General features: G+C 74.6%; 25 protein-coding genes. 13 read left to right on the forward strand and 12 right to left on the reverse strand.

The annotated features are described in order from the left end of the window. Positions 1-7 precede the first annotated feature (7 nt). Together ACFPL3_RS40005 and ACFPL3_RS40010 are read right to left on the reverse strand one after the other, a co-directional pair. Positions 8-655: a dihydrofolate reductase family protein gene (locus tag ACFPL3_RS40005; RefSeq protein WP_343942176.1), complete on the reverse strand. Its 648-nt coding sequence runs from the start codon at positions 653-655 to the stop codon at positions 8-10. A 55-nt stretch (positions 656-710) separates the two neighbouring features. Further along, entirely contained in the window at positions 711-1460 is a 750-nt protein-coding gene (locus tag ACFPL3_RS40010; protein ID WP_343942177.1) for a DUF1932 domain-containing protein, read from the reverse strand. A 69-nt stretch (positions 1461-1529) separates the two neighbouring features. Between ACFPL3_RS40010 and ACFPL3_RS40015 the strand changes: the two genes are divergently transcribed. From ACFPL3_RS40015 to ACFPL3_RS40030, 4 genes are read left to right on the forward strand one after another with little or no spacing between them, the layout of a single operon-like run. Then, a complete protein-coding gene (locus tag ACFPL3_RS40015) occupies positions 1530-2483 on the forward strand; it encodes a DUF6282 family protein (RefSeq protein WP_343942178.1) in 954 nt (317 codons plus the stop codon). Beyond that, positions 2480-3244: an ABC transporter ATP-binding protein gene (locus tag ACFPL3_RS40020; RefSeq protein WP_343942179.1), complete on the forward strand. Its 765-nt coding sequence runs from the start codon at positions 2480-2482 to the stop codon at positions 3242-3244. Before ACFPL3_RS40015 ends, ACFPL3_RS40020 begins: the two co-directional genes overlap by 4 nt. Beyond that, entirely contained in the window at positions 3241-4068 is an 828-nt protein-coding gene (locus tag ACFPL3_RS40025) for an ABC transporter permease (RefSeq protein WP_343942180.1), read from the forward strand. The genes ACFPL3_RS40020 and ACFPL3_RS40025 overlap by 4 nt, the downstream gene beginning before the upstream one ends. Next, on the forward strand, positions 4061-5065 hold the full coding sequence (locus ACFPL3_RS40030; RefSeq protein WP_343942181.1) for an ABC transporter substrate-binding protein: 1005 nt from the start codon (positions 4061-4063) through the stop codon (positions 5063-5065). The genes ACFPL3_RS40025 and ACFPL3_RS40030 overlap by 8 nt, the downstream gene beginning before the upstream one ends. On the opposite strand, the gene ACFPL3_RS40035 is transcribed toward ACFPL3_RS40030, so the two are convergent. Next, positions 5029-5892: a helix-turn-helix domain-containing protein gene (locus tag ACFPL3_RS40035; protein ID WP_343942182.1), complete on the reverse strand. Its 864-nt coding sequence runs from the start codon at positions 5890-5892 to the stop codon at positions 5029-5031. The genes ACFPL3_RS40030 and ACFPL3_RS40035 overlap by 37 nt on opposite strands. 77 nt (positions 5893-5969) lie before the next feature. Between ACFPL3_RS40035 and ACFPL3_RS40040 the strand changes: the two genes are divergently transcribed. After that, on the forward strand, positions 5970-6890 hold the full coding sequence (locus ACFPL3_RS40040; RefSeq protein ID WP_343942183.1) for an alpha/beta fold hydrolase: 921 nt from the start codon (positions 5970-5972) through the stop codon (positions 6888-6890). Between the two features lie 3 nt (positions 6891-6893). Here the strand turns inward: ACFPL3_RS40040 and pcaD are convergent, their stop codons facing one another. From pcaD to ACFPL3_RS40055, 3 genes are read right to left on the reverse strand one after another with little or no spacing between them, the layout of a single operon-like run. Next, positions 6894-7670 carry a 3-oxoadipate enol-lactonase gene (gene pcaD / locus ACFPL3_RS40045; RefSeq protein WP_343942184.1) on the reverse strand — a complete coding sequence of 259 codons (777 nt, stop codon included), beginning with the start codon at positions 7668-7670 and terminating at the stop codon, positions 6894-6896. Beyond that, entirely contained in the window at positions 7667-8467 is an 801-nt protein-coding gene (locus ACFPL3_RS40050) for a CoA-transferase subunit beta (RefSeq protein WP_343942185.1), read from the reverse strand. Before ACFPL3_RS40050 ends, pcaD begins: the two co-directional genes overlap by 4 nt. Beyond that, positions 8464-9273: a CoA transferase subunit A gene (locus ACFPL3_RS40055; RefSeq protein WP_343942186.1), complete on the reverse strand. Its 810-nt coding sequence runs from the start codon at positions 9271-9273 to the stop codon at positions 8464-8466. The genes ACFPL3_RS40050 and ACFPL3_RS40055 overlap by 4 nt, the downstream gene beginning before the upstream one ends. A gap of 148 nt (positions 9274-9421) precedes the next feature. On the opposite strand from ACFPL3_RS40055, the gene ACFPL3_RS40060 reads away from it, so the two are divergent. Then, positions 9422-10297 (forward strand): aldo/keto reductase, encoded by an 876-nt coding sequence (locus tag ACFPL3_RS40060; RefSeq protein ID WP_343942187.1) that lies wholly within the window; start codon positions 9422-9424, stop codon positions 10295-10297. Between the two features lie 481 nt (positions 10298-10778). Then, positions 10779-11132, forward strand: a complete 354-nt coding sequence (locus tag ACFPL3_RS40065; protein WP_343942188.1) for a hypothetical protein — start codon at positions 10779-10781, stop codon at positions 11130-11132. A 75-nt stretch (positions 11133-11207) separates the two neighbouring features. On the opposite strand, the gene ACFPL3_RS40070 is transcribed toward ACFPL3_RS40065, so the two are convergent. Beyond that, positions 11208-12524: an amidohydrolase family protein gene (locus ACFPL3_RS40070; protein WP_379590827.1), complete on the reverse strand. Its 1317-nt coding sequence runs from the start codon at positions 12522-12524 to the stop codon at positions 11208-11210. Then, on the reverse strand, positions 12521-13147 hold the full coding sequence (locus ACFPL3_RS40075; RefSeq protein WP_343942190.1) for an NYN domain-containing protein: 627 nt from the start codon (positions 13145-13147) through the stop codon (positions 12521-12523). The genes ACFPL3_RS40070 and ACFPL3_RS40075 overlap by 4 nt, the downstream gene beginning before the upstream one ends. A 32-nt stretch (positions 13148-13179) precedes the next feature. On the opposite strand from ACFPL3_RS40075, the gene ACFPL3_RS40080 reads away from it, so the two are divergent. Continuing rightward, complete coding sequence (locus tag ACFPL3_RS40080) at positions 13180-13596, forward strand: DUF4440 domain-containing protein (protein WP_343942191.1); 417 nt, start codon at positions 13180-13182, stop codon at positions 13594-13596. A 31-nt stretch (positions 13597-13627) separates the two neighbouring features. Further along, complete coding sequence (paaI, locus tag ACFPL3_RS40085) at positions 13628-14011, forward strand: hydroxyphenylacetyl-CoA thioesterase PaaI (RefSeq protein WP_343942201.1); 384 nt, start codon at positions 13628-13630, stop codon at positions 14009-14011. A gap of 214 nt (positions 14012-14225) precedes the next feature. On the opposite strand, the gene ACFPL3_RS40090 is transcribed toward paaI, so the two are convergent. The 4 genes from ACFPL3_RS40090 to ACFPL3_RS40105 form a co-directional block, all read right to left on the reverse strand. Beyond that, a complete protein-coding gene (locus ACFPL3_RS40090; RefSeq protein WP_343942192.1) occupies positions 14226-15356 on the reverse strand; it encodes a nitric oxide synthase oxygenase in 1131 nt (376 codons plus the stop codon). Between the two features lie 63 nt (positions 15357-15419). Further along, positions 15420-16157, reverse strand: a complete 738-nt coding sequence (gene trmB / locus ACFPL3_RS40095; protein ID WP_343942193.1) for a tRNA (guanosine(46)-N7)-methyltransferase TrmB — start codon at positions 16155-16157, stop codon at positions 15420-15422. Then, positions 16147-17169, reverse strand: coding sequence for a glycosyltransferase family 2 protein (locus ACFPL3_RS40100; protein WP_343942194.1), 1023 nt, complete (start codon positions 17167-17169; stop codon positions 16147-16149). Before ACFPL3_RS40100 ends, trmB begins: the two co-directional genes overlap by 11 nt. Before the next feature lie 31 nt (positions 17170-17200). Then, positions 17201-18067 carry a glycosyltransferase family 2 protein gene (locus ACFPL3_RS40105; RefSeq protein WP_343942195.1) on the reverse strand — a complete coding sequence of 289 codons (867 nt, stop codon included), beginning with the start codon at positions 18065-18067 and terminating at the stop codon, positions 17201-17203. A gap of 388 nt (positions 18068-18455) precedes the next feature. Between ACFPL3_RS40105 and ACFPL3_RS40110 the strand changes: the two genes are divergently transcribed. The 4 genes from ACFPL3_RS40110 (at position 18456) to ACFPL3_RS40125 (ending at position 21708) form a co-directional block, all read left to right on the forward strand. Next, positions 18456-20255 (forward strand): DUF2339 domain-containing protein, encoded by a 1800-nt coding sequence (locus ACFPL3_RS40110; protein ID WP_343942196.1) that lies wholly within the window; start codon positions 18456-18458, stop codon positions 20253-20255. A 63-nt stretch (positions 20256-20318) separates the two neighbouring features. Next, positions 20319-20642, forward strand: a complete 324-nt coding sequence (locus ACFPL3_RS40115; protein ID WP_343942197.1) for an ArsR/SmtB family transcription factor — start codon at positions 20319-20321, stop codon at positions 20640-20642. A gap of 69 nt (positions 20643-20711) precedes the next feature. Then, the gene (locus tag ACFPL3_RS40120) at positions 20712-21488 is read left to right on the forward strand and encodes a hypothetical protein (RefSeq protein ID WP_379590832.1); all 777 of its coding nucleotides are present in this window, start codon (positions 20712-20714) and stop codon (positions 21486-21488) included. Next, positions 21481-21708, forward strand: a complete 228-nt coding sequence (locus ACFPL3_RS40125; RefSeq protein WP_343942933.1) for a hypothetical protein — start codon at positions 21481-21483, stop codon at positions 21706-21708. The genes ACFPL3_RS40120 and ACFPL3_RS40125 overlap by 8 nt, the downstream gene beginning before the upstream one ends.

The raw sequence follows: 21708 nt of genomic DNA on the forward strand, positions 1-21708 counted from the left end.
AACCGGATCACCTCCGCCAGAACAGGTGGTGCACCACGCCGCTGAAGCTGGGCACGACCTCGAGGTGGAACCGGTCGAGGAGCTCGTCGGGGGACTTCCAGAGCCGGACGCCGGACCCGAGCTCCACGTGCGGGCAGACCGCCACGTGCAGGGTGTCGACGAGGTCGGCGTCGAGGAACTCCCGGATGGTGGTGGCCCCGCCGCCGAGCCGGACGTCCTTGCCGCCGGCCGCCTCCCGCGCCTGTGCGAGGGCGGTGGCCGGGTCGGCGTCGACGAAGTGGAACGTGGTGTCGGAGAGCGTGAACGACGGGCGCGGGTGGTGGGTCAGCACGAAGACCGGGGTGTGGAACGGCGGCTCGTCGCCCCACCAGCCGAGCCAGTCGTGGTCCTTCCAGGGCCCGCGCTGCGGGCTGAACTTGTTGCGACCCATGATCTCTGCGCCGATGTTGTTGCCGAAGTCGCGGGTGAAGTAGTCGTCGAGGCCGCGGCTGCCGCCCGGGTCGGTCCGGTTCGGCCAGCCGGCCGTGGCGCCCGCCCAGGTGAACATGGTCCCGGGGTCGGCGTGGCCGAACGGCCGCTCGAGGCTCTGGTTCTCGCCCGCACCGAAGCCGTCGCGGGACACGGTGAAGTTCTGGACTCGCAGGAGTGGGGTCATGTGGAGGAGTCGGAGCCGGCGGCGCCGACTTCTCACCGAGCCCGAGTGACGGTCGTCACAGCCGGGACAGGTGGTCGCGGGCCGCACCCGCGACGTCCGCCGGCACGCCGAGCTCACCGAGCATCTCGGCTGCCGCAGCCATCTCCGCCGTGCGGCGGACCGCGTGCCGGTAGGAGCCGGTGACGAGCCGTTCCACCGTGGCGGCACCCGCGCCGGCCAGCTCGTTCTCGATGATCTCCCGCAGCCACGCCTCGCACCCGGCCGCGCGCGCTGCGGCAAGCGCCTCGACCACGGCAGCCGCCATCCCCTTGAAGAACACGCTCCGCAGCAGCTTGCGCTCCGCCGCGAGCCCGGCCGGGCCGGGCATCACCTCCACCGAGGCGCCGAGCGGGTTCAGGATCCGTGCCACCTCCGCAGCGGCGGCACCGCTGGCGAGCATCGGCACCCGCAGCCCCTTCCCGGGCACCGGGGCCATGATCGCCACGTCGGCGAACGGCACGTCGTGCTCGGCCGCGATCCCGGCGAGCACCCGCTTCGTGCCCGGGGACGCCGTGTTGAGGTCGGCCCACGTCGCGGCCGTTCCGATGCCGGCACGCAGGGCGTCGACGGCGGCGGACGCGCTGTTCACGCTCAGCACGAGGTCGGCCCCGTCGGCGGCCTCGGCCTCCGAGCCGGTGTCGAGCACGCCCCCGGTCGCGGGGACGGCCGGGTCGTAGCCGCGCACCACCGCCCCGGCGGCGAGCAGGTCGCGGGCCAGCGCTCCACCGGCCTCGCCGAGGCCGAGCACGGCGATGGTTGCGGACATGTGCCTCCTCTGGTCTTGTGTGACCATAATTGTTGACAATCTGGGCGAGGAATGCAGCGAAGGAGCTCCATGGCCGGCCCGCACGAAGTGCCCTCCGCCCACGCCCGCGATCTCGTGCGCGGCGCCTACGACGTCCACATCCACGTCGCCCCGGACGTCATGCGCCGCCGGATCGACGACGTCACCCTCGCCGAGCGGTTCGCGGCCGTCGGGATGGCGGGGTTCGTCCTCAAGTCCCACTACGCGCCCACGGCCGAACGCGCCGAGGTGGTGCGCCGGGCGCACCCCGGCGTCGACGCGCTCGGCGCCATCACCCTCAACGCGTCCGTCGGCGGGCTCAACCCGATCGCGGTGGAGATCGCGGGCCGCGGCGGCGCGCAGTTCGTCTGGCTGCCCACGGTCGACAGCGCCAACCAGCGCTCCTGCCTGGCCGAGGCCCCGGAGGGCGCGATCCCGCCGATGTGGGCGCAGCTGCAGGCCGACCTCGCCGCCGCGGGGATGGCGGCCGACCCGGTGGACGTGCTCGACGCCGACGGCAAGGTCCTCGAGCGCACCCGCCAGGTGCTGCGCCTGATCGCCAAGCACGACATGACGCTCGCCACCGGTCACCTGCACCAGGACGAGTCCACCGCGGTGATCGACGCCGCGCTGGACGAGGGCGTGCGCCGCATGGTCGTGACGCACCCGGAATTCACGTCGCAGCGCATCGGCGTGCAGCGCCAGCGCGCGCTCGCGGAGAAGGGTGCGCTGCTGGAACGGTGTTACACCACCCCGTTCACGGGCAAGGTCGCGTGGGACGTGTGGCTCGGCAACATCCGCGAGGTCGGGCCGCGCCACTCGGTGATCTCCAGCGACCTGGGCCAGCCGTTCAACCCGCCCGTCGAGGACGGGTTGGCCCTCGCCGCCGACCGGCTGCTCGCGGCCGGGTTCACCGACGAGGAGGTGCGCCTCATGACGGTGCACAACAGCCGGTGGCTGGCGGGCGCCGATCCCCTCCCCGACGCGCCCGAGGCGCGCGCGTGAGGGCGGTGCTGGCCGCCGACGCGGTCACCAAGCAGTTCGCCAAGGGCGACGAGGCGATCGTGGCCCTGCGCGAGCTGAGCGTGAGCATCGCCGAGGGCAGCTTCGTCACGATCCTGGGCCGCAGCGGGTGCGGCAAGTCCACCCTGCTCAACATGCTCGCAGGGCTGATCCCGCCGAGCTCCGGTGAGATCCGGTACCGCGACGGCAGGCTGGGCGGCCCGCACACGCAGATCGGCTACCTCACCCAGCACGACACGCTGATGCCGTGGCGCGACGTCCTGCGCAACGTCGAGATGCCGCTGGAGATCCGCGGCGTCGAGAAGGCGGAGCGGCGCCGCGTGGCCACGGAGCTCGTGGAGCGGGTCGGGCTCTCGGGGTTCGAGAAGCACTACCCGCGGGAGCTGTCCGGCGGGATGCGCAGGCGCGCGGGCCTGGCCCGCATGTACGCGGGCGACCCGGAGACGCTGCTGATGGACGAGCCGTTCGGCGCGCTCGACGCGCAGCTGCGCACGGAGCTCCAGCTGGAGCTGCTGCGGCTGTGGCAGGGCAGCGGCCAGACCGTCGTGTTCGTCACCCACGACATCGAGGAGGCGATCCTGCTCGGCGACCGGGTCGTCGTGCTCGGGCAGGTCGGGCGGATCCTGCTCGACCGGGAGATCGGGCTGGCCCGGCCGCGGTCGGCCGACGAGCTGCGGGTCGACCCGGAGTTCGTCTCGCTGCACCGGGAGCTGTCCGCCACGCTCAGGGAGGCCCAGCGGTGAGCGAGATCGCGGTGGACGCAGGCCCGGTGCGCGTGCCGCTCGACCGCACGTGGTGGCAGCGCCACGGCGCCACCACGATCGTGTGGGGCACGCGGGCGGCGCTGCTCGTGGTGCTCCTCGTGCTGTGGGAGATCGCGTCCGACCGGTGGATCGACAGCACGTTCGTCAGCAGGCCCAGCGACATCCTCGAGCGGCTCGGCGAGTGGAGCGCCGACGGCACACTGTGGTCGAACACGTGGATCACGGTCCAGGAGATCGTCTACGGGTTCGTCCTGGGTGCGGCGACGGGGGCGGCCGCGGGGTTCCTGCTGGCGTCGGCGAGCCTCGCGTACCGGGTGCTCGACCCGTTCGTGATGGCGCTGTACTCGATCCCGAAGGTCGCGCTCGCGCCGTTGTTCATCGTCTGGTTCGGCATCGGCATGCACATGAAGGTGCTGCTCGCCGCGGTCACGGTGTTCTTCCTGGTGTTCCTCAACACCGCGGCGGGGGTGCGCGACGTCGACCGCGGTCTGGTCGACGCCGTGCGGCTGATGGGCGGCACGCGCCGCGACATCGCCCGCAAGGTGGTGCTGCCCGCGTCGATGACCGGCGTGCTCACCGGGCTCAAGGTGTCCATCCCGTACGCGCTGATCGGCGCGGTGATCGGCGAGCTGGTGGCGTCCAACCGCGGGCTCGGCTACCTCATCAACGACGCCGCCGCGCAGTTCGACACCGCGGGCGTGTTCGCCACGCTGGTGGTGCTCAGCGTGATCGCGAGCGTGCTGAACGTCCTCGTGGGGCTGGTCGGGCGGCGGGTCAACCGCTGGAAGCCGACCGATGACTGACCGCAGGACGCTGTTGAAGGCGTTCGCGGCCGGCCCGCTGCTGCTGGCCGGCTGCGCCACGCGCTACTCCACCACCCCGCCCGGCGTGCTCAACGTCGGGCAGATCAGCAACTCGGTGGCGTTCCTCCCGCTGTTCGTCGCGGAGCACCAGGGCTACTTCGAGGCCGAGGGCGTGCGCCTGGCCGACCGCCCGCGGCTCGGGACCGGGGCGAAGGTGGCCGCAGCGTTGAAGGGCGGCAGCATCGACCTCGGCGCCGGGGTCATCACCGACGCGTTCAACCTGGCGAAGATCGACGACGGCACCCGGATCGTCACCAGCCTCGTCACCGAGTACTACGTGGACGTCGTCGTCCCGCTGTCCTTCCCGGAGCCGGGCACCCTCGAGGAGAAGATCGCCGCGCTCGTCGGGAAGCGGATCGGGATCACCGGCCCGGGCAGCGGCACCGAGGCGCTCGTCAGCCACCTGTTCAGCAGCACCGGCCGCGACGCCGCGGTCGACGCCACGCTGGTGAACCTGGGTGGCGCGGCCACCGCCGCGATCGGCGCGCTCACCGCCGACCGCGTGGACGCGCTGGCGTTCTTCCAGCCGATCGCCCAGCAGGTGGAGGCCGCGGGCGCAGGCCGGACGTACATCTCACCCGTGCGCGGTGACGTGCCCAGCTTGCGGGGCGCGCTGCACGGCGTCGTGTTCAGCACGCAGAAGCTGCTGGACCGCAAGCCGGCCGAGCTCGCGGCGTTCAACCGGGCGATCACCCGCGCCTTCGACGACATCCACGGCGATCCCGCGCAGGCGCGCGACCTGCTCGGCCGCTACCTGGAGGACACCGACCCGGCCACGCTGGACGCGCTCGTGCCCATCCTGGCGCGGGAGATCCCGCGCTCGCCGCAGGTCGAGCGCGGGCCCTACGACACCGCGCGCGCCTTCCACCTCGGCAGCGGGCTGGTGAAGAAGGCACCGACCTACGAGGAGGTGCTGGTCGGCGGGCCGCAGCCCTGAGGCGGCGTGACCGGCGGGGCCTGGCCGGGCCACGCCACGTCGTCCACCGCGAGGAAGGGCTCCCCGGCCAGCGCAGCGGGTGTGACCCCGCTGAACGCCCGCACGTCGCGGTGGAGGTGGGACTGGTCGAAGTAGCCGGAGTCGGCGGCGGCGCGGGCCGGACCCAGGCCGGCGGCCAGCCGGTGTGCGGCGTCGTGGAAGCGGACCAGCCGCGCGGCGCGGACCGGGGAGATCCCGATCTGCGCCCGGAACCGGGACCACAGGCGCTTGCGGCTCCACCCGACGTCGGCGGCCAGGCCCTCGACCCGGATCCGGCCGCGGCTGCGGACGATCCGCTCCCACGCCCGGGCCACCTCGGGGTGCACGCGCCGCCCCTCCCCGTACCGGCGGGCGAGCAGGAGCTCGGCGAGCGCGAACCGCTCCTGCCACGAGCCGGCGCCGACCAGTCGTTCCTGCACCCGTGCGGCGTCGCTGCCCCACAGGTCGTCGAGGGCCACCACGGCACCGCTCAGCCCGGCGGGCGCGGTGCCCAGCACGGCGTACGCGGCCGGCGGGGACAACCGCACCTGGAGGGCCTCGACGCCCCGGCCGCGCGCCCAGAGGTCGCGGAACGCCAGCCCGGCCACGAGGTTGCCGCGGCGGCGGCCGGTCGGGTCGTCGACGTGCAACGCGCCGGGCGTGAGCTCGACGGCGAGCGTGACCGACGGGTGCGGCACCATCCGCATCTCGAGCGGCTCCGGGCCGCGCGCGCGGAAGCCGGCCATGCTGGTGCCCGGCACCCGGATCGGCCGCGCCGGAGGCACCACCTCGAGGCCGCCGGACCGCATGATCCGATGGTACGGACGCTCGGCCGGGGCGACATCCGTCCAATACCGGCTGGTGCGCGGGCCGCGACGGTGGGCCCGTGCGAACGAGATCACGCACCCTGCTCGCCGTGGCCGCGGCCCTCGCCGCGCTGTTGCTGGTCAACACCGTGTCGGTGCAGCAGCAGGACGCGCCCGCCACGTGCGGGCCGACCCTGGTCGTCGACGGCGAGCAGCTGCACGTCACGCACGACGGGCCGCGCGACGCACCGGCGCTGGTGCTGGTCCACGGGTTCTCCGCGTCGGGGCGGTCGTGGGACCAGGTGGTGCCGGCGCTGGCGCGCACCCACCGCGTCATCCGGGTGGACCTGCTCGGGCACGGGAGCTCCGCAAAGCCGGCCGGCGGGGATTACGCGATCGCCGCCCAGGGCCGCCGGGTCGGCGCCGTGCTGGACCGGCTCGGGGTCGACCGGGCCGTGGTGGTCGGGCACTCCACCGGTGGCTCGGTCGCCACCGCGCTCGCCGAGCAGCGGCGCGATATCGTGGACGCGCTCGTCCTGGTCAACACCGGGCCCAGCCTCGACGCCCTCTACCCGGAAGGCCCCGTCGACCAGCTGCTGGAGCTCCCCGTGGCCGGCCAGCTCCTGTGGCGGCTGCGCACCGACTCCCTGGTGCGGAGGGCTGCGGCGGGCGCCGTCACCCGGGACGTCGACATCCCGCAGGCGGTGGTCGACGACGTGCTGGGGATGACCTACCCGGCGTTCACCGCGACGAGCCGGGCGGCGCGGGAGTACCTGCGCGAGCGCCCGCTGCCCGAGCGGCTGGCCGGCCTCGCCACCCCGCTGCTGGTGATCTTCGGTGCCGAGGACCGCAGGTGGAGGTCCTCGTCCGCCGCCGACTACCGGGTGGTGCCCGGAGCCCGCATCGAGATGCTGCCGGGTGTGGGGCACTCGCCGCCGCTCGAGGAACCGGCGCGGACCGCCGAGCTGCTCACGGCCTTCGCCGCGGGTGCAAGCGGCTGACCGTCAGACCGCGTGCGCGGCGGCGTGCTCCAGGATCAGCCGCGTGGCCTCGTCCGCGGCCTCGATCGTGGCCAGGTGGGCGGCGTCGAGCACCTCCAGCCGGGCGCCCGGCACCCCTTCGACGATCGTGCGGGCGTGCGGCTCCACCGGCGTGGACGGGTCGGTGGCGCCCGCGATCACGAGCGTGGGCGCGGTGATCGCGCCCAGCCGTTCGCGGTGGTCCCACACCTCGAGCGCCTGGCAGCACGCGAGGTACCCCTCGTCCGGGGTGCCGGCCACCCACTTCGCAGCCTCCGCGACCACGTCGGGGTGCGCGGCGGCCCACTCCGGGGTGAACCAGCGCGACACGATCCCCTCGGCGAGCGGTGCGGTGCCCCCGGACGCCACGGCCGCGATGCGCTCCTTCCACACCGTGGTGTCGGGGAAGTTCGCGGAGGTGCAGCACAGCGTGAGGCTCGTGATCCGGTCGGGCGCCTCGGAACCCAGGTACATCCCGACCATCCCGCCCATCGACAACCCGCACCACGCCACGCGGTCGAGGCCGAGGTCGTCGAGCAGGGCGAGCGCGTCGCCCGCCAGGTCGGCCATCGTGTAGGGGCCGGGCGGCACCGGGGAGCCGCCGTGCCCGCGGTGGTCCACCCGGATCACGCGGAACCGCTCGGTGAGCGCCGCGACCTGGGGACGCCACATCTCCAGCGTCGAGCCGAGGGAGCCGGACAGCACGATCACGGGCGCGTCGCGCGGGCCCTCGTCGACGTGGTGCAGTGCGACGGCGCTCACCTGGGGTTCTCCTTCTCTCCGACGGTGCGCATCCCACGCAGCGTCTCCAGCTCGGTGGTGCTCGGGGGCGCGGTGAAGACGAGGTCGGTGGCCACCTGCAGCGGCCACCCGGTCTCGGCGCGCGCCTGTTCCACGGTGACGCCCTGGTGCAGGGCGGTGAGCACGAGCTCGGCCGTGTCCGGGTCGGGCTCGAGCACGCCGAGGTCGGTGATGACGCGGACCGGCCCGCCCCCGCGCAGCCCCAGCTGCTCGCGGTGGCGGGGGCCGCTGCCGTACCCGACGGACGTCACGAAGTCGACCTGCTCGACGAACGCGCGCAGCCGGTGGCGCATCACGACGATCACCTCGCGGCAGGACGCCGCGATCTCGGGGGCCCCGCCCGAGCCGGGGAGGCGCACGGCCGGCTCGTCGTACTCGCCGATCACGGTGGTGTTGATGTTGCCGAGGCGGTCGATCTGGGCGCCGGACAGGAAACCGACGTCGATGCGGCCGGGCTGCAGCCAGTAGTTGAAGATCTCCGGCACGCTGACGACGGTCAGCGCGGAGTCGGCGAGGATGCCGTCGCCGATGGAGAGCGGCAGCTCGTCGGGCCGCGTGCCGAGGGTGCCCGACTCGTAGATCAGCACCAGCCGCGGGGCGTGCAGCCTGCGGGCGAGGTTGGCCGCGGTGGACGGCAGCCCGATCCCGACGAAGCAGGCCTGGCCGTCGCGCAGCGCGCGGGCTGCCGCGATGCTCATCATCTCGTCGGCGGTCCAGGTGGGAGCCGGCTGAGTGCCGGCCACGGGTTGCGCGCTCATGCCGCCGCCTCCTCGATGGTGCGCAACCAGCGGGTGAACGCCTCCCGGTCGCGGCTGATGGCGTCCCACGCGCGGTACGCGGCGTTGTCGCGGTCGTAGTAGCCGTGGGCGTAGGACGGGGCCGCGCCGCCCGGGGCGACCGAGACGGCGTCGAGCACCCAGCCGGGCAGCACCACCGCCCCCGGCACCGGTGTCAGCTCGTCGACGACCTCCTCGACGGTGGCCAGCGCCCGGTCGGCGGCGAGCACGGCCTCCTTCTGCACGCCGGTGATGCCCCACAGCTGGACGTTGCCTTCCCGGTCGGCCCGCTGCGCGTGCACGATCGTGACGTCGGGGTTGAGCGCGGCCACCGCCGCAAGCCGCTCCCCCGTGAACGGGCACTCGACCGTGGAGATCGTGTCGGTGTGGGCGGGCAGGTCGGTGCCCCGGTACCCGCGGAGCACCGCGAACGGCAGCCCGGAGGCGCCCGCCACGTACCGGTTCGCCATCCCGGCGTGGCTGTGCTCCTCGATCTCGAGCGGGGCGGGCCAGCCGGTGGCGAGCGCGTCGCGCATCCGGTGCAGCGAGCCGACGCCGGGGTTGCCGCCCCACGAGAACACGAGGCGGGACGCGCAGCCGGCACCGATCATCTGGTCGTAGATCAGGTCGGGGGTCATCCGCACGAGCGTGAGCCGCCTGCGCTGCTGCCGGATGATCTCGTGGCCCGCGGCGAACGGGATGAGGTGCGTGAACCCTTCGAGCGCCACGGTGTCCCCGTCGTGCACCAGCTCCGACACGGCCTGCGGCAACGGCACGATCTTGGCCACGTCGGAACGGTAGTGCGCCGGTCCCGGACCGGCAATCGGACGCATCCGGATCCCGGGACGCCACCCCCGAGTGGCAGCCATGACGCTGGGCGAGGCGCCTGTCACGTTCTGCGGCGTCGCGTCCGGAGCCGGTGTCATGGTGGGTGGGGTGAGCACCCTCTCCGACAGCCGGCCCGCCGCCGCATCCGGCCGCTTCAGGCTGGGCGGCGAGCAGGGCCGCGACGTCCACCGACTCGGGTTCGGCTCCATGCGCCTCACCGGTCCCGGCGTCTGGGGCCCGCCCGCCGACCGCGCGTCCGCCGTGGCGGTGCTGAGGCGGGCGGCCGACCTGGGTGTCGACCTGTTCGACACCGCCGACTCCTACGGGCCGGACGTGGCCGAGGAGCTCCTCAGGGAGGCGCTGCACCCCTACGACGGGCTGACGATCGCCACGAAGGCGGGCCTGCTGCGCACGGGGCCCGGCGAGTGGCACGCCTACGGCAGGCCGGAGTACCTGCGCCAGCAGTGCGACCACAGCCTGCGCAAGCTCGGCGTGGAGCGGATCGACCTCTTCCAGCTGCACCGCGTCGACCCGCAGGTGCCCGCCGACGAGCAGTACGGCGTGCTGGCCGAGCTGCAGGCGGAGGGCAAGGTGGCGGCCGTCGGGCTGTCCGAGGTGGGGGTCGACCAGATCGAGGCGGCCCGCCGCGTCGTCGAGGTGGCCACGGTGCAGAACCGCTACAACATCGCCGACCGCAGCAGCGACGACGTGCTGCGCTACTGCACCGAGCAGGGCATCGGCTTCATCCCGTGGGCGCCGATCGCGTCCGGGGAGCTCGCGCAGCCCGGTGGCGCGCTCGACGGGGCCGCGCGCCGGCTCGACGCCACCCCGGCTCAGGTCGCGCTGGCGTGGCTGCTGCAGCGCTCCTCGGTGATGCTGCCGATCCCGGGCACGAGCGGCGTGGAGCACCTCGAGGAGAACGTGCGCGCGGCGCTGCTCCCGCTGGACCTCGACACCGTCGACGAGCTCGACACCGCTGCCTGACCCTGAGCTGCCTGAACCGGGCCGAGCGCAAGCCGACACGCTCCGTCGCCGGGCTGCGATTCCGCAGCTTTGCGGTCACCGCCCGATGAACCACACCCGTGTGATTGACCGCCGACCGGGGCTGCGTTGCTCCGAAGGGGGAATGGTCGCTCACGGCCCGCAGCGCGCAGCCGCGTGCATGCCGCCCGAACGGCCCAGTTCCGCCTGCCCGGCTGCCCACCCCGCCGGGTGGTCTCGTTCCTTCGGCCGGGGGACCTTCCCGCGTGTCCTGCCGGGCCGCCGTCCTGATACTCAGCAGAGTCGCCGCAACGTTCGAATCCACCCGAACGAGCGGAATCGACCCGAGGGGTTGTAACGGTCCCGCCCGGACCGTTTCCCCGCCCGGGTGTCCCCGTTGTGGGTGGCAGGTGCGCCGAACGGCCCAGCCGACAAGGGGTCGCAACTAGTGCAGGCGGCGCAGCGACGATCACGGAGGTGACGCGTGTCCGAGTTGGTGACGGACCTCGACTGGCTGGCGGCGACCCGCTATCCCGAGGTGGACGAGGACTGGGGCCCCGCGGGTGGCCGGCACGCGTACAGCGAGGACGCCGCGCTGACGCCGATCTTCCACGCGCTCACCCGCGGCGGCTGGCGCAGCCGCCAGCACGAGCCCGCCGCGTCCACCCGCGCCCAGGACCCCACCCAGGACCCCGTCGACGAGTTCCGCCGCGACCCCCTGACCGCCCCGATCCCCGTGCAGGCCCTCGCCACCCCGACGACCCCGCGCCGCCGCCGCGAGCTGCCCGAGACCGGTCGCCACCACCGCGGACGGGAGACCGGTCGCACCCGCTGGTGACACCGCGCCGCCACTGACGCGCGAGTCCCCCGCGGCACGCGGCGAACCCCGCGTGCCGGAGGGCGAAAGCCGCATTCAGGCCCGCAGGCCGGCGGCCACCTCGCGGAGCGCGACGGTGGCCGCCGCCCGGTCGACCTTGGTCGGCTCGCCGTCGGCGAGCACCTGCTCCCCGGCCACCCAGACGTCCCGCACGAGGCGCGACCCGCCCGCCCACACGAGGTTCGACAGCAGCGGCGCGTCGTCCTCGGGTGCGACGAAGGCCGGGTCGTCCAGGTCGACGTGCACGAGATCGGCGAGGCGTCCGGCCTCGATCGCACCCAGGTCGTCGCGGCCGATGGCGGCGGCGCCGTCGCGCGTGGCCATCAGCAGCAGCTCGGCCGCGGTGAGCGCGGCGGCATCGCCGCTGCCGACGCGGGCGAGGAGGCCGGCGAGGCGGGCCTCGGCCCACAGATCGAGGTCGTCGCCCGACGCGGGGCCGTCGGTCCCGAGACCGACGCGCACGCCGGCGCGGCGCAGCGCCGTGACGCGCGCGATCCCCGCCGCGAGCTTCGCGTTCGAGCCCGGGCAGTGGGCCACCGCCGCGCCGCGGGACGCGAGCAGCGCGATGTCCTCGTCCGACAGGTGCACGCCGTGCGCGGCGAGGACCCGCCCGCCGAGCGCGCCCAGCTCCTCGAGCAGCGCGGGCACCGACCCGTGCGATTCGCGCAGCGCGCGGTCCTCCTCGGCGGTCTCGGCCACGTGGACGTGCATCAACGCGTTCCGCTCGCGGGCGTGCTCGGCCACGGACGCGAGCGCCTGCGGCGGCAGCGTGTACGCCGCGTGCGGGCCGTAGCCGAGCTCGATCCGATCCCGCGGCCCCGAGCGCACGCCGACGGCGTCGATCCGGGCGGAGACGTCGTCGCGCATCTGCTCCCAGGAGCCGAGGCGGTCCCAGCCGGGTGCGGCGATGATGCCCGGCGTCAGCACGACCCGTGACCCCACGGCCGACACCGCGTCGATCACGGCGTCGGTGAAGAAGTACATCTCCACGCTCGTGGTGCAGCCGGTGCGCAGCAGCTCGATGCACCCCGAGGTCATCGCGGTGCGCACGTCGGACGCGGTGAGCCGCCCCTCCGCGGGCCACATCACGTCCTGCAGCCAGCGCATCAGCGGCAGGTCGCCGCCCATGCCGCGCAGCGCGATCATCGGCGTGTGCGCGTGGGTGTTCACGAGCCCGGGCAGCAACGCACCCCGCAGCGCCCGCACCGGCGCCGCGACGTCGGGCGCGCCCGCCCGCGGCCCCACGTGCGTGATCCGGCCGTCCGCATCGATGTCCACGACCGCGTCGCGCAGCACCGAGCACCCCGGGTCGCACGTCAGCACGACCGGTGCGGTGAGCCGGAGCGCGGTCATCGCCGGGGCTCCAGCAGCGAGCGCAGCGAACGGAACGGCGGCAGCCACGCCCCGGTCTCCGGCAACGAGTCGAGGGTGATGCGCGGGAGCGGTTCCCGGAACACGCCGTCGATGTCCTCGAGGTCCACGAACTCGATCACCTCGGAGTTCAGCGCGAAGCTCGCGTGCTCCCGGAACCCGATGACCGTGACGGCCGTGCCCGCGGCCTCGAGCTCCTCCAGCGGCTCCCGGAACGCCCTCCCGTCGCCGGAGGCCACCACCAGCCGGCGCAGGCCGCCCTCCGACGCGCGCAGCCGGATGTGGGCGAGCATGTCGTCGTCCACGTCGGAGTCCTCGGTGAGCTTCGGTTTCGCGAACACCGCGAAGCCCACGTTGCGCAGCGCCTCCACCCACGGCCGGACCACCTCGGTGCTCCCCGGGGCCACGTTCGTGAACACGGTGGCCTCGGCCACCGCGTCCGGACCGGCGAGTTCGAGCAACCAACGGCCGACGGCGTCGAACCGCGGCCGGAACGCCGCGGTGGGGCGAGCCCCGAGCAGCGAGCCGAGGCTCATGTCCATGTTCGGCGCGTCCCACACGAGGAGCGCGCGCGGTGCGGGTGGCACCGTCCCGGTCGGGATCATCGGTCGACCCTATCCGGCTAGCATCCGGCGTGATGGACGAGCTGCGGGAGCGGTGCGCCGCCCAGATCGACGGTCTGCACCGGGTGATCGAGGACTGGCTGTCCGGTCGCGCCCCGCGCACCCCCGAGTCGTTCGCCGCGTTCGCCGACGCCCACTCGCCCGGCTTCACGATGGTCACGCCGGACGGCGCGCTGCTGTCCGCCGACGAGCTGCTGCCCGGGTTCGAGCGCGCGCACGGTGCCACCCCCGGCCTGCGGATCCGCATCGACGACGTCGCGATCGTCCACGAGGACGCGGCCGGGGTCGTCGCCACGTACGAGGAGTGGCAGGAGGGCCCGGCGGGCCGCACTGGCCGGCGCAGCACCGTGCTGCTCGAGCGCCACGCCGAGGCGCCGCACGGACTGCGGTCGCGGCACCTGCACGAGACGTGGATCCGCCGTGAGCGATGAGCTCGAGGTCGCCCGCTCGGCCGCAGCGGCGATGGAGCGCGCCGACGCCGCCGGCCGCGGGGTGGGGGTGCGCCTGCTCGACGTGGCGCCCGGGCGGGCCCGGGTGGCGCTGACCGTCGAGGAACGCCACGTCAACGGGCACGGGATCTGCCACGGCGGGTACCTGTTCTTCCTCGCCGACGCCGCGCTCGCCTACGCCAGCAACAGCTACGGCACCTCGGCGGTGGCCGCGGGCGCGGACATCACGTTCCTGCGGCCCGTCCGCCTCGGTGCCGAGCTCGTCGCCGAGGCGGTGGAGCGGGCACGATCCGGCCGGTCGGGCCTCTACGACGTCACGGTGCGGGCGGGCGACGACGTGGTGGCCGAGTTCCGCGGCCGGACTCGCCAGGTCCCGGGCCTCGCGCCGCCGGGCTGAGCCGGCGAGTCGTCGAGCAGCACACCAGCGCGGTGAACGCGACCGCCAGGTGCTGCTGATGAAGGCAGCTGGTCGCGCTCGCAGACGGGGTTCGCTCGTCGAGCAGTACGCCTGCGTGGTCGACGCGGCGCTGAGGTGCTGCTGATGTTCGACGGAACAGTGTGAGCGGTACACCATCGTGCTCGCCTCAGCCGTGGTGTGCGGTTCGGGCCGATCACGTGGCGGGGCGTGGCTCCGGGAGGAGGAATGCCGGCCGCGTGGCGGGGTCGGGCTCGTCGAAGTCGCGGTGGTAGACGGGCGTGAGGCCGCCGGAGACCGGGGGCACGATCCAGCTCCAGTCGGCCGGGCTGCGCCTGCCCGCCTGCTCCTCCCGCTCGACGTGGGTGAGGAAGCGGCGGGATTCGCTGTGGTGGTCGGCCATCGTCACCCCGGCGACGTCGAACGAGTGGTGCACGGCGCGCACCATCTCGACGAGCGCGCGGTCGCGCCAGAGCGTGCGCTCGGAGCTGGTGTCGAGCCCGAGCCGCTCGGCCAGCACCGGGAGGAGGTCGTAGCGGTCGGCGTCGACGAGGTTGCGGGCACCGATCTCGGTGCCGAGGTACCAGCCGTTGAACGGGGCGGCCGGGTAGGTGATGCCGCCGACCTCCAGCGGCATGTTGCTGATCGCCGGCACGGCGTGCCACCGCAGCCGCAGCTCGGCGAACCACTCGTACTCGGGGTGCGAGAGCGGCACCTCCAGCACGGCGTCGCGGGGCAGCTCGAAGATCTCCGGTTCGCCCTCGCCCGCCGAGATGATCAGCGGCAGCACGTCGAACCGGCCCGGCGGGTCCGGCGGCTGCCAGCCGAGCGCGATGGCCCGTTCGGTGAGCGCGGCGTACTTGCCGTCGCCGCGCAGGCCGCCGGATGCGGTGCGGTGCGCGGCGTAGCGGATGAGCTGGTCGTTGTGGATCCGCGGGCCGGGGGCGCCGGGGCGGTCGGGCGCGAACACCGTGATCGTGGAGCGGATGCGCCCGCTCCGGGTGGCTTCCCGCAGGTGCTGGACGCACTCGGTGGCGATCCCGGCCGGCGTCGCCTCCTCCCGCCGGTCGCGGACGTGCAGGCTCCTCCAGTACAGCCGCCCGATGCAGCGGGCGGCGTTGCGCCACGCGAGCCGCGCCCCGAACGCCAGCTCCTCGGTCGTGTGGGTGTAGGTGCCGGTGGCGTCGATCTCGTCGCGGATCTGCCAGATCCGCCGGGCGAGCGGGGTGGGCGCGTCCGTCTCGATGTGGAACCGGGTGAGGAACTCCTGCGCCTGCTCCGGGTCGACGGTGCCGGGAATTGCTGCATTCGGTGCGGAGAGCGTCACCCGCGACCCTTCCTCACTACCGGGGAGCGGTCCCCGATCGGGGCCGTGGACCTTCCTACTCGGTCACGGTGCGTGTGCGCGAGGTGCGTCCGCGTGACGCCGGCGGTACAGGAGGTCACGCACCGTGCGCCCTTCGCGCAGCGCCCGTTGCTCGAACTTGGTGACCGGCCGCCACCCGGGGCGCGGGGCCCAGCCGCCGGGCTCGCCGGCCGCGGTGTTCTCGAGCGTGGGCTCGGCGTCGCACACGGCGCGCATCTGCTGCGCGTAGTGGTCCCAGTCGGTGGCGAGGTGCAGGAGACCGCCCGGTTCCAGCCGCGACGCCGCGAGCGCGACGAAACCGGGCTGGACGAGCCGCCGCTTGTGGTGGCGCCGCTTGGGCCACGGATCCGGGAAGAAGATCCGGATACCGGCGAGCGACGCGGGCGGCACCCGTTCCCGCAGCAGCGCCACGGCGTCCCCGCGCAGCAGGGCCACGTTGTGCAGATCGAGGTCGGCGAGCCGCATGAGCAGCTGGGCGAGCCCCGGTTCGTACACCTCCACGGCGATGTGGTCGACGTCGGGCGCGGCCGCTGCGAGCGCGGCCGTCGACTCCCCCATCCCCGACCCGATCTCCAGCACCAGCGGCGCCGTGCGCCCGAACCAGGCCTGCGGGTCGTACGGTTCGGCACCGCTCAGCAGGTCTGCGACGTCGCGGCCGCGCTCCGGCCACCAGCGGTCCCACGCGTGCTGCTGGCCCTCGGTGAGGCGGGTGCGCTGGTGGACGAAGCTGGGGATCGGCGGGTGCGGGGCCTCAGCCCCCATCGGTCGGGCGGGCCGTGGGCGCCTGCGCGGCGGGCAGCCGCACACCGGACGTGGCGCCGGGGAGCTTGCCGCGCACGTAGCCTGCCGTGGTGCACGCCAGCGCGGTGACGACGGCCGCGGCGGAGGACACCCGGCCCTCCTTGAGCTCGCGCAGCACCGCGGTGGGGAGCACCTTGGCGACGTAGCTGCGCTCGGTGGACAGGGCGTCGTCGCTGCCCACGAGCTTGGACACGGCCGCCTTCGACAGGCCCTCCGCCCAGCTGCGCCTGCGCAGGTAGGCCCACTCGACGCGGTCGGGGCTCACCCGGTGGTCGACGGCGGCGGCCGGCTCGAACACGATCCGGATCTTCTCGCCCGCCCGCTGGTAGGCCTGCCGGGCGCGGATGCAGAGCTCGGTCTCCTCGCAGCCCAGCGGGTTCTTTCCGATGCGCCCGATGTCCTCGGCGAAGCCGCCCACGCGCTCGAACACCTCGCGCCGGAACGACATGTTGCAGCCCATCAGGTTGCGCACCTCGGACTGGCGCAGCGGCTGCCCGGTGTAGGTGCAGCCGACGATCCAGTCCAGCTCGCCCGTGGCGTTCGGGTCGTAGGGCGCGGCACCCGGCAGCACCCGGGGCCGGTTGACCGGCCAGCGCGGGTGCGCCACCCCGCCGACGGCCTTGACCGTCGGGTCGCTGTAGGGCGCGAGCAGCGCGGCGAGCCAGCCGGGCCGGGCCGCGGCGTCGTCGTCGAGGAACACCACGACGTCGCCCACCGCCTCCGCAACGGCCGTGTTGCGCGCCCCGGACAGCCCCTGCTTGTGCGCGTTCGGCAGCACCCGCACGCCGTCGCGCGCGCCGAACGCCTCCTGCGCGCGGGCGAGTAGCTGCGGGTTGTGGTCGACGACCACGAGCGTCTCGGCCGCCGTCACGTCCTGGGCGGCCACCGAGTCGACGGCGGCGACGATGTCGTCCCACCGCTTGTCGGTGTAGACGCAGACCACGACGGTCGCCGTGACGGCCGGACTCTCCACGTGCGGTCTCCTCCTACCGAGCGACCGCTCCTCAGAAGCGGCGGCTGGACTTGCGGCGGTCGGCCCGCCGGTGCTCGGCCAGAAGGGTACGCAGCACCCGCGCGCCGTCGGAGAAGGTGCGCAGGTTGGTGTCCCCGAAGACCCGCTGGCGCTCGATCGACGGCACCTCGGTGATCTTCAGGCCGGCCGCGGCGATCCGGCAGTTCAGCACGGTCTCGATCTCGAAGCCGTCGCCCCAGAGCATCCCCTCCGCGGGTGCCGGCGCGTCGATCGGCGGCAGGTCGAGCACCGGGAGCAGGTCGGCCCAGAACGCGTTGTAGCCGTAGCAGAGGTCGGTGTAGCTGGTGCCGAACAGCGCGTTGGCGACGCCGTTGAGGCCGGCGTTGCCGGACTTGCGCAGCAGCGTGATGTCGTCGCTGCCGCCGCCGGGGGTGAACCGGCTGCCCTTCGCGAAGTCGGCCCCGGCCACCAGCGCCGAGACGAACGCGGGGATCTCGGCGGGGTCGGCCGACCCGTCGGCGTCGAACATGACGATGACGTCGCCGGTGGCCGCGGCGAACCCGCAGGCCATGGCGTTGCCCTTGCCCTTGCGCGTCTGCTCGATCACGCGGACCCACGGGAGCACCCGCTTCGCCGTCTCCACGGTGCCGTCGGTGGAGGCGCCGTCGACCACGATGATCTCGTGGACGGTGGGCCGCACCGCGGCGATCGCGGGCAGCACGATCTCGAGGTTGCGCGCCTCGTTGCGGGTGGGAACGATCACCGAGACCGTCGGGAACGGCGTGCGGCTGCGCCGCGGCTGCGGCCTCGGCGTGCGGTTGGTGCGTTGGGCGTGCAGCTCGGACGGGGCCGCGCCGCCGAAGCCGGCGGCCGCACGGGCGGATGAAACGGCGCTCACACATCCTCCAGACGGGTCCGCTCCAACGGCACAACGAAGCCGTCCCGCACGGGTTGCGGGTGCCGGGGTCACGTCGCCCGTACGGGCTGTCCCCCGGTGGATCGTCGCGGTGCGCTGGACCGTGGTCACGTACTTGATGACGCGCGGAAGCGGCGGATGGTTGCCCACTTCTTCGGATCGCTCGGAGGAGTGGGCCGCGCCGGCCCCCGTGCGGCGCGGCCCGTACCCGCTGTGACCTCGTCACTCGGGTGGGTGCCCCCGGGCTTTCCCCCTTCCACACTGCCTGGTCCTACCTGAGGGCCCCGTCAGCGTTCGTGACCGTTTCGTGATCTACGGCAGGTAGCGCTACGGAACCGGGGAGCCCTCCGGAGGGGCGATCCTCATCGACATGGGCACCGATCCGTACGCGGCGCTGGCCACCGAGCTGCACCTGATGGGCAGGCGGCTCGATGCGCTCGGCGCGGAGCTGATGCGGCTGCGGGCCGTGGAGGGGGCGGGCGTTCCGGGGAGTGAGGGGTTTCCCGGAGCGGCCGCCCCGCCCGCCGCGCCTCAGCCGCCGGTACCGCAGTCGCCGGTGACCCAGGGATGGCCTGACCCGAGGGGGACGGGTGGGTCGGCACAGGTGCCCGCGGACCACGGGGGCGGTCCGCGGGCGCCGCGCTCGCAGCTCTCGGGTGCCCGCGTGCTCGCCTGGACCGGGGGCGGCGTGACGCTGCTGGGCGTCGCCCTCCTGCTGGCCCTCGCGGCGTCGCGGGACTGGTTCAGCCCGCTCGGGCGGGTGGTGAGCGGCGCGGTGCTCGGCGTCGCGCTGATCGCTCTCGCGCTGCGCCTGCACCGCAAGCGGGACGCCCGCATCGGGGCGCTCGCCCTGGCAGGCACCGGGTTCGCGGCGCTCTACCTGGCGGTCGCCGCTGCCACCGCGTTGTACTTCCTCCTGGCGCCGCTGCCTGCCCTGCTGCTCGCGCTGGTGGTTGCCGCGGGCGGGCTCGGGCTCGCCGACCGGTGGCGGTCCCAGCTGCTCGGCTGCGGGGTGGTGGTCGGCGCCGCGGTGCTCGCTCCGGTCCTCGCGTGGGGCTGGCTGCTCGTCGCGCTCGTCCTGGCGCTGCAGGTCGCGGCGCTGCCGGTGGTGCTCCGGCGGGCCTGGCCGGTGCTCGCGGTCGTCGCGGCGATCGGGCCCGTCCTCTACGGCGCCGCCGTCGCGGGCCTCGCCTACCCGGCCGGCCGCGGGTCCACGGTGGCCGTCGCGATCGCCGCGCTCGTCGCGGGGCTCTCGACCGCGCTGCCCGCGGCGCGGGTGCTCGGGGCGAGGCCGGTCGGCGTGCTCGTGGCGGTGACGCCCGTGCCGGTGCTCGTCGCGGGGGCCGTGTGGGGCGGGTGGAGCGGTGCCGCCGTCGCCGCGGTCGCCGTGGTGGCGCTGGCCGCGTTCGCTGCGGTACCCGGCACCCGCACGCCGGTGCGGGTGGCGGCGGTCGCCGCCGCCGCGCTGGCCCTGTTCCAGGCCACGCTCACGGCGCTGGACGGGTCCACCGCCACCGCCGTGCTGCTCGCCCAGGCGGTGGTCGCCGCGGTGCTGGCCGCGCAGCTGCGGGCCCGCCTGCCGCTCGCGATCGCCGCGGCGTACGGCCTGGTCGCGGTGCTGACGGCGATCGGGCGGGACGCGCCGGTCGAGGGCCTCGTGCGGTACCCGTCGATCTCCTACGCGGGCCCGGGTTCGGGTCCGCTGCTCGCCGGGGCCGCGGTGTCGGCGCTCGTGGTGGCCGTCGCGGTGGCGCTGCTGGTGGCGGGGGTACGGGCCGGGGTCGTGCGCTCGGGCGCCGCGTCCGCCCCGCTCTGGGTGCCGCTGGGCGTCGCGGGCTGCTACGGCGTCACCTCGCTCCTGGTGACGCTCGGCCTGCTCGTGTCCGACGACCGCACGGGGTTCACCGCGGGCCACGCGCTCGCCACCGTGTCGTGGACGGCGGTGGCGCTGGTGCTGCTCGCCCGCGGGATCCGCAGGCCGGCGCCGCGGATCGCGGGGATGGTGCTGGTCGGAGCCGCGGTCGCGAAGCTCGTGCTGTTCGACCTGGTGGCGCTGGACGGCGTCGCGCGCGTGGCGGCGTTCCTCGGCGCCGGGCTCGTGCTGCTCGCGGCAGGCACCCGGTACGCGCGCCTCGTGGCCGAGGCCGAATCAGAGCCGACGGAGAATTGAACTCTTGTCATATCGTTGAACAATCGCTAGCCTCTGCCGCACGTTTCCGAGGCAGGGGTGTGAGTGGATACCGAGACCGAACCGGGAACAACGGGACAGGCGAGCCGGATCTTCTTCGCGCTCAGCGACGTGACGCGCCGGCGGCTCCTCGACCGGTTGCTCGACAACGACGGCCAGCGCCAGGCCCAGCTCACCGCGGGCCTGAACGTCTCCAGGCAGGCCGCGGTCAAGCACCTGGAGATCCTGGAGCAGGCCCGGCTCGTCACCGTCGACCGCGTGGGCCGCGCCGTGGTCTACCGCCTGAACAGGTTCCCGTTGCGCACGATCAAGTCGGGGTGGATCGACCGGTTCACCGAACACCGGGTGCGCATCGACTGCGGCCCCTGACCGTTCACACACGCACACGATCCCGCGCGATCCGGCCCGTCCGGCGGCGCCGGCTGGCAGCCTGCGGCCATGCCGGACCGTTACGCCGACGCCGTCCTGGCGCGTCGCCGGGAGTTGCGCCAGCTGCGGGAGGGGCTCGCCGGTGGCCATCGCGGTGAGCTGCGCAGCTGCCTCGCCCTGAGCCGCCTGGCCGCCGCGGGCCACGCGGCCGAGCTGCTCGCCGCGCTGTGCCGGGAGGCCGCCGAGCACGTCCGGCGGGGCGACCGCGCGGCGCGCGAGGCGCTGCCCGGGCGCGTCACGGCCGCGGTCGGCGCGATCGCGGCCACCGTCGCCGCCCGGTGGGCCGCCGACCTCGGCCCACCCCTGCGGCGGATCGCGGGTGAGCGGGGGCTGCCCGTCGAGCCCGGCTGGCCGCGCATGCCCGCGGCCCGCGCCCCCGGGCCGCCGCCACCGGAGCCCGCCCCGCCGGGCCCCACGCTCGTGGCCGGGCTGGTCGAGGGCGCCGCGCTCGGGCGCCTCGCGTTGCTCCCGCTCGCCGCCCTGCCGCTCGTCGGGCTGCCCGCTCCGGGTGGCCCGGTGCTCGCTCCGCTCACCGCGGGCGTGGCGCTCGCCGCGCTGGCCGCGGCCGCCCGGGCCCGGTTCGCCGCCCTCCGGCGGGAACGGCTGCACCGCAGGGTCGAGCAGATCATCGCTGCGGCCGCCCGGGCCATCGAGTCCGACCTCGACCGCAGGCTCGTCGAGCTCGAGCTCGCCACATCCGCCGCGCTGGACGCCGCCGTGCTGCGCAGGCGCGCCGCCGTCGACCGCGAGCTGGCGTCGCTCGCCGCGGGGTCCACCGGTGGATGACCCCCGCCGGGTGCCCGACGTCGGCGGCGGGTTCGACACCGACGGCGACGGTGCCCCCGACACCGCGGTCGGCGTCGACGGGATCGACCTCGTGGTGGCCATCGACGTCGACGCCGACGGCGTCGCCGACCAGGTGCTGCGCATCGGCCCGGACGCGATGGTGCGGGAGCAGGCCGTCCACGGCTGGTTCACCGCACCGGACGACGCGGGCGATCAGTAG

The sequence above is a fragment of the Pseudonocardia zijingensis genome, assembly GCF_042657305.1.
Lineage (GTDB): Bacteria > Actinomycetota > Actinomycetes > Mycobacteriales > Pseudonocardiaceae > Pseudonocardia > Pseudonocardia zijingensis.

Coding starts and splice junctions, on each gene's coding strand:
- ACFPL3_RS40005 (WP_343942176.1), bottom strand. CDS start 655: ATGACCCCACTCCTGCGAGTCCAGAACTTCACCGTGTCCCGCGACGGC.
- ACFPL3_RS40010 (WP_343942177.1), bottom strand. CDS start 1,460: ATGTCCGCAACCATCGCCGTGCTCGGCCTCGGCGAGGCCGGTGGAGCG.
- ACFPL3_RS40015 (WP_343942178.1), top strand. CDS start 1,530: ATGGCCGGCCCGCACGAAGTGCCCTCCGCCCACGCCCGCGATCTCGTG.
- ACFPL3_RS40030 (WP_343942181.1), top strand. CDS start 4,061: ATGACTGACCGCAGGACGCTGTTGAAGGCGTTCGCGGCCGGCCCGCTG.
- ACFPL3_RS40035 (WP_343942182.1), bottom strand. CDS start 5,892: ATGCGGTCCGGCGGCCTCGAGGTGGTGCCTCCGGCGCGGCCGATCCGG.
- ACFPL3_RS40050 (WP_343942185.1), bottom strand. CDS start 8,467: ATGAGCGCGCAACCCGTGGCCGGCACTCAGCCGGCTCCCACCTGGACC.
- ACFPL3_RS40070 (WP_379590827.1), bottom strand. CDS start 12,524: ATGACCGCGCTCCGGCTCACCGCACCGGTCGTGCTGACGTGCGACCCG.
- ACFPL3_RS40075 (WP_343942190.1), bottom strand. CDS start 13,147: ATGATCCCGACCGGGACGGTGCCACCCGCACCGCGCGCGCTCCTCGTG.
- ACFPL3_RS40080 (WP_343942191.1), top strand. CDS start 13,180: ATGGACGAGCTGCGGGAGCGGTGCGCCGCCCAGATCGACGGTCTGCAC.
- paaI (WP_343942201.1), top strand. CDS start 13,628: ATGGAGCGCGCCGACGCCGCCGGCCGCGGGGTGGGGGTGCGCCTGCTC.
- trmB (WP_343942193.1), bottom strand. CDS start 16,157: ATGGGGGCTGAGGCCCCGCACCCGCCGATCCCCAGCTTCGTCCACCAG.
- ACFPL3_RS40110 (WP_343942196.1), top strand. CDS start 18,456: ATGGGCACCGATCCGTACGCGGCGCTGGCCACCGAGCTGCACCTGATG.
- ACFPL3_RS40120 (WP_379590832.1), top strand. CDS start 20,712: ATGCCGGACCGTTACGCCGACGCCGTCCTGGCGCGTCGCCGGGAGTTG.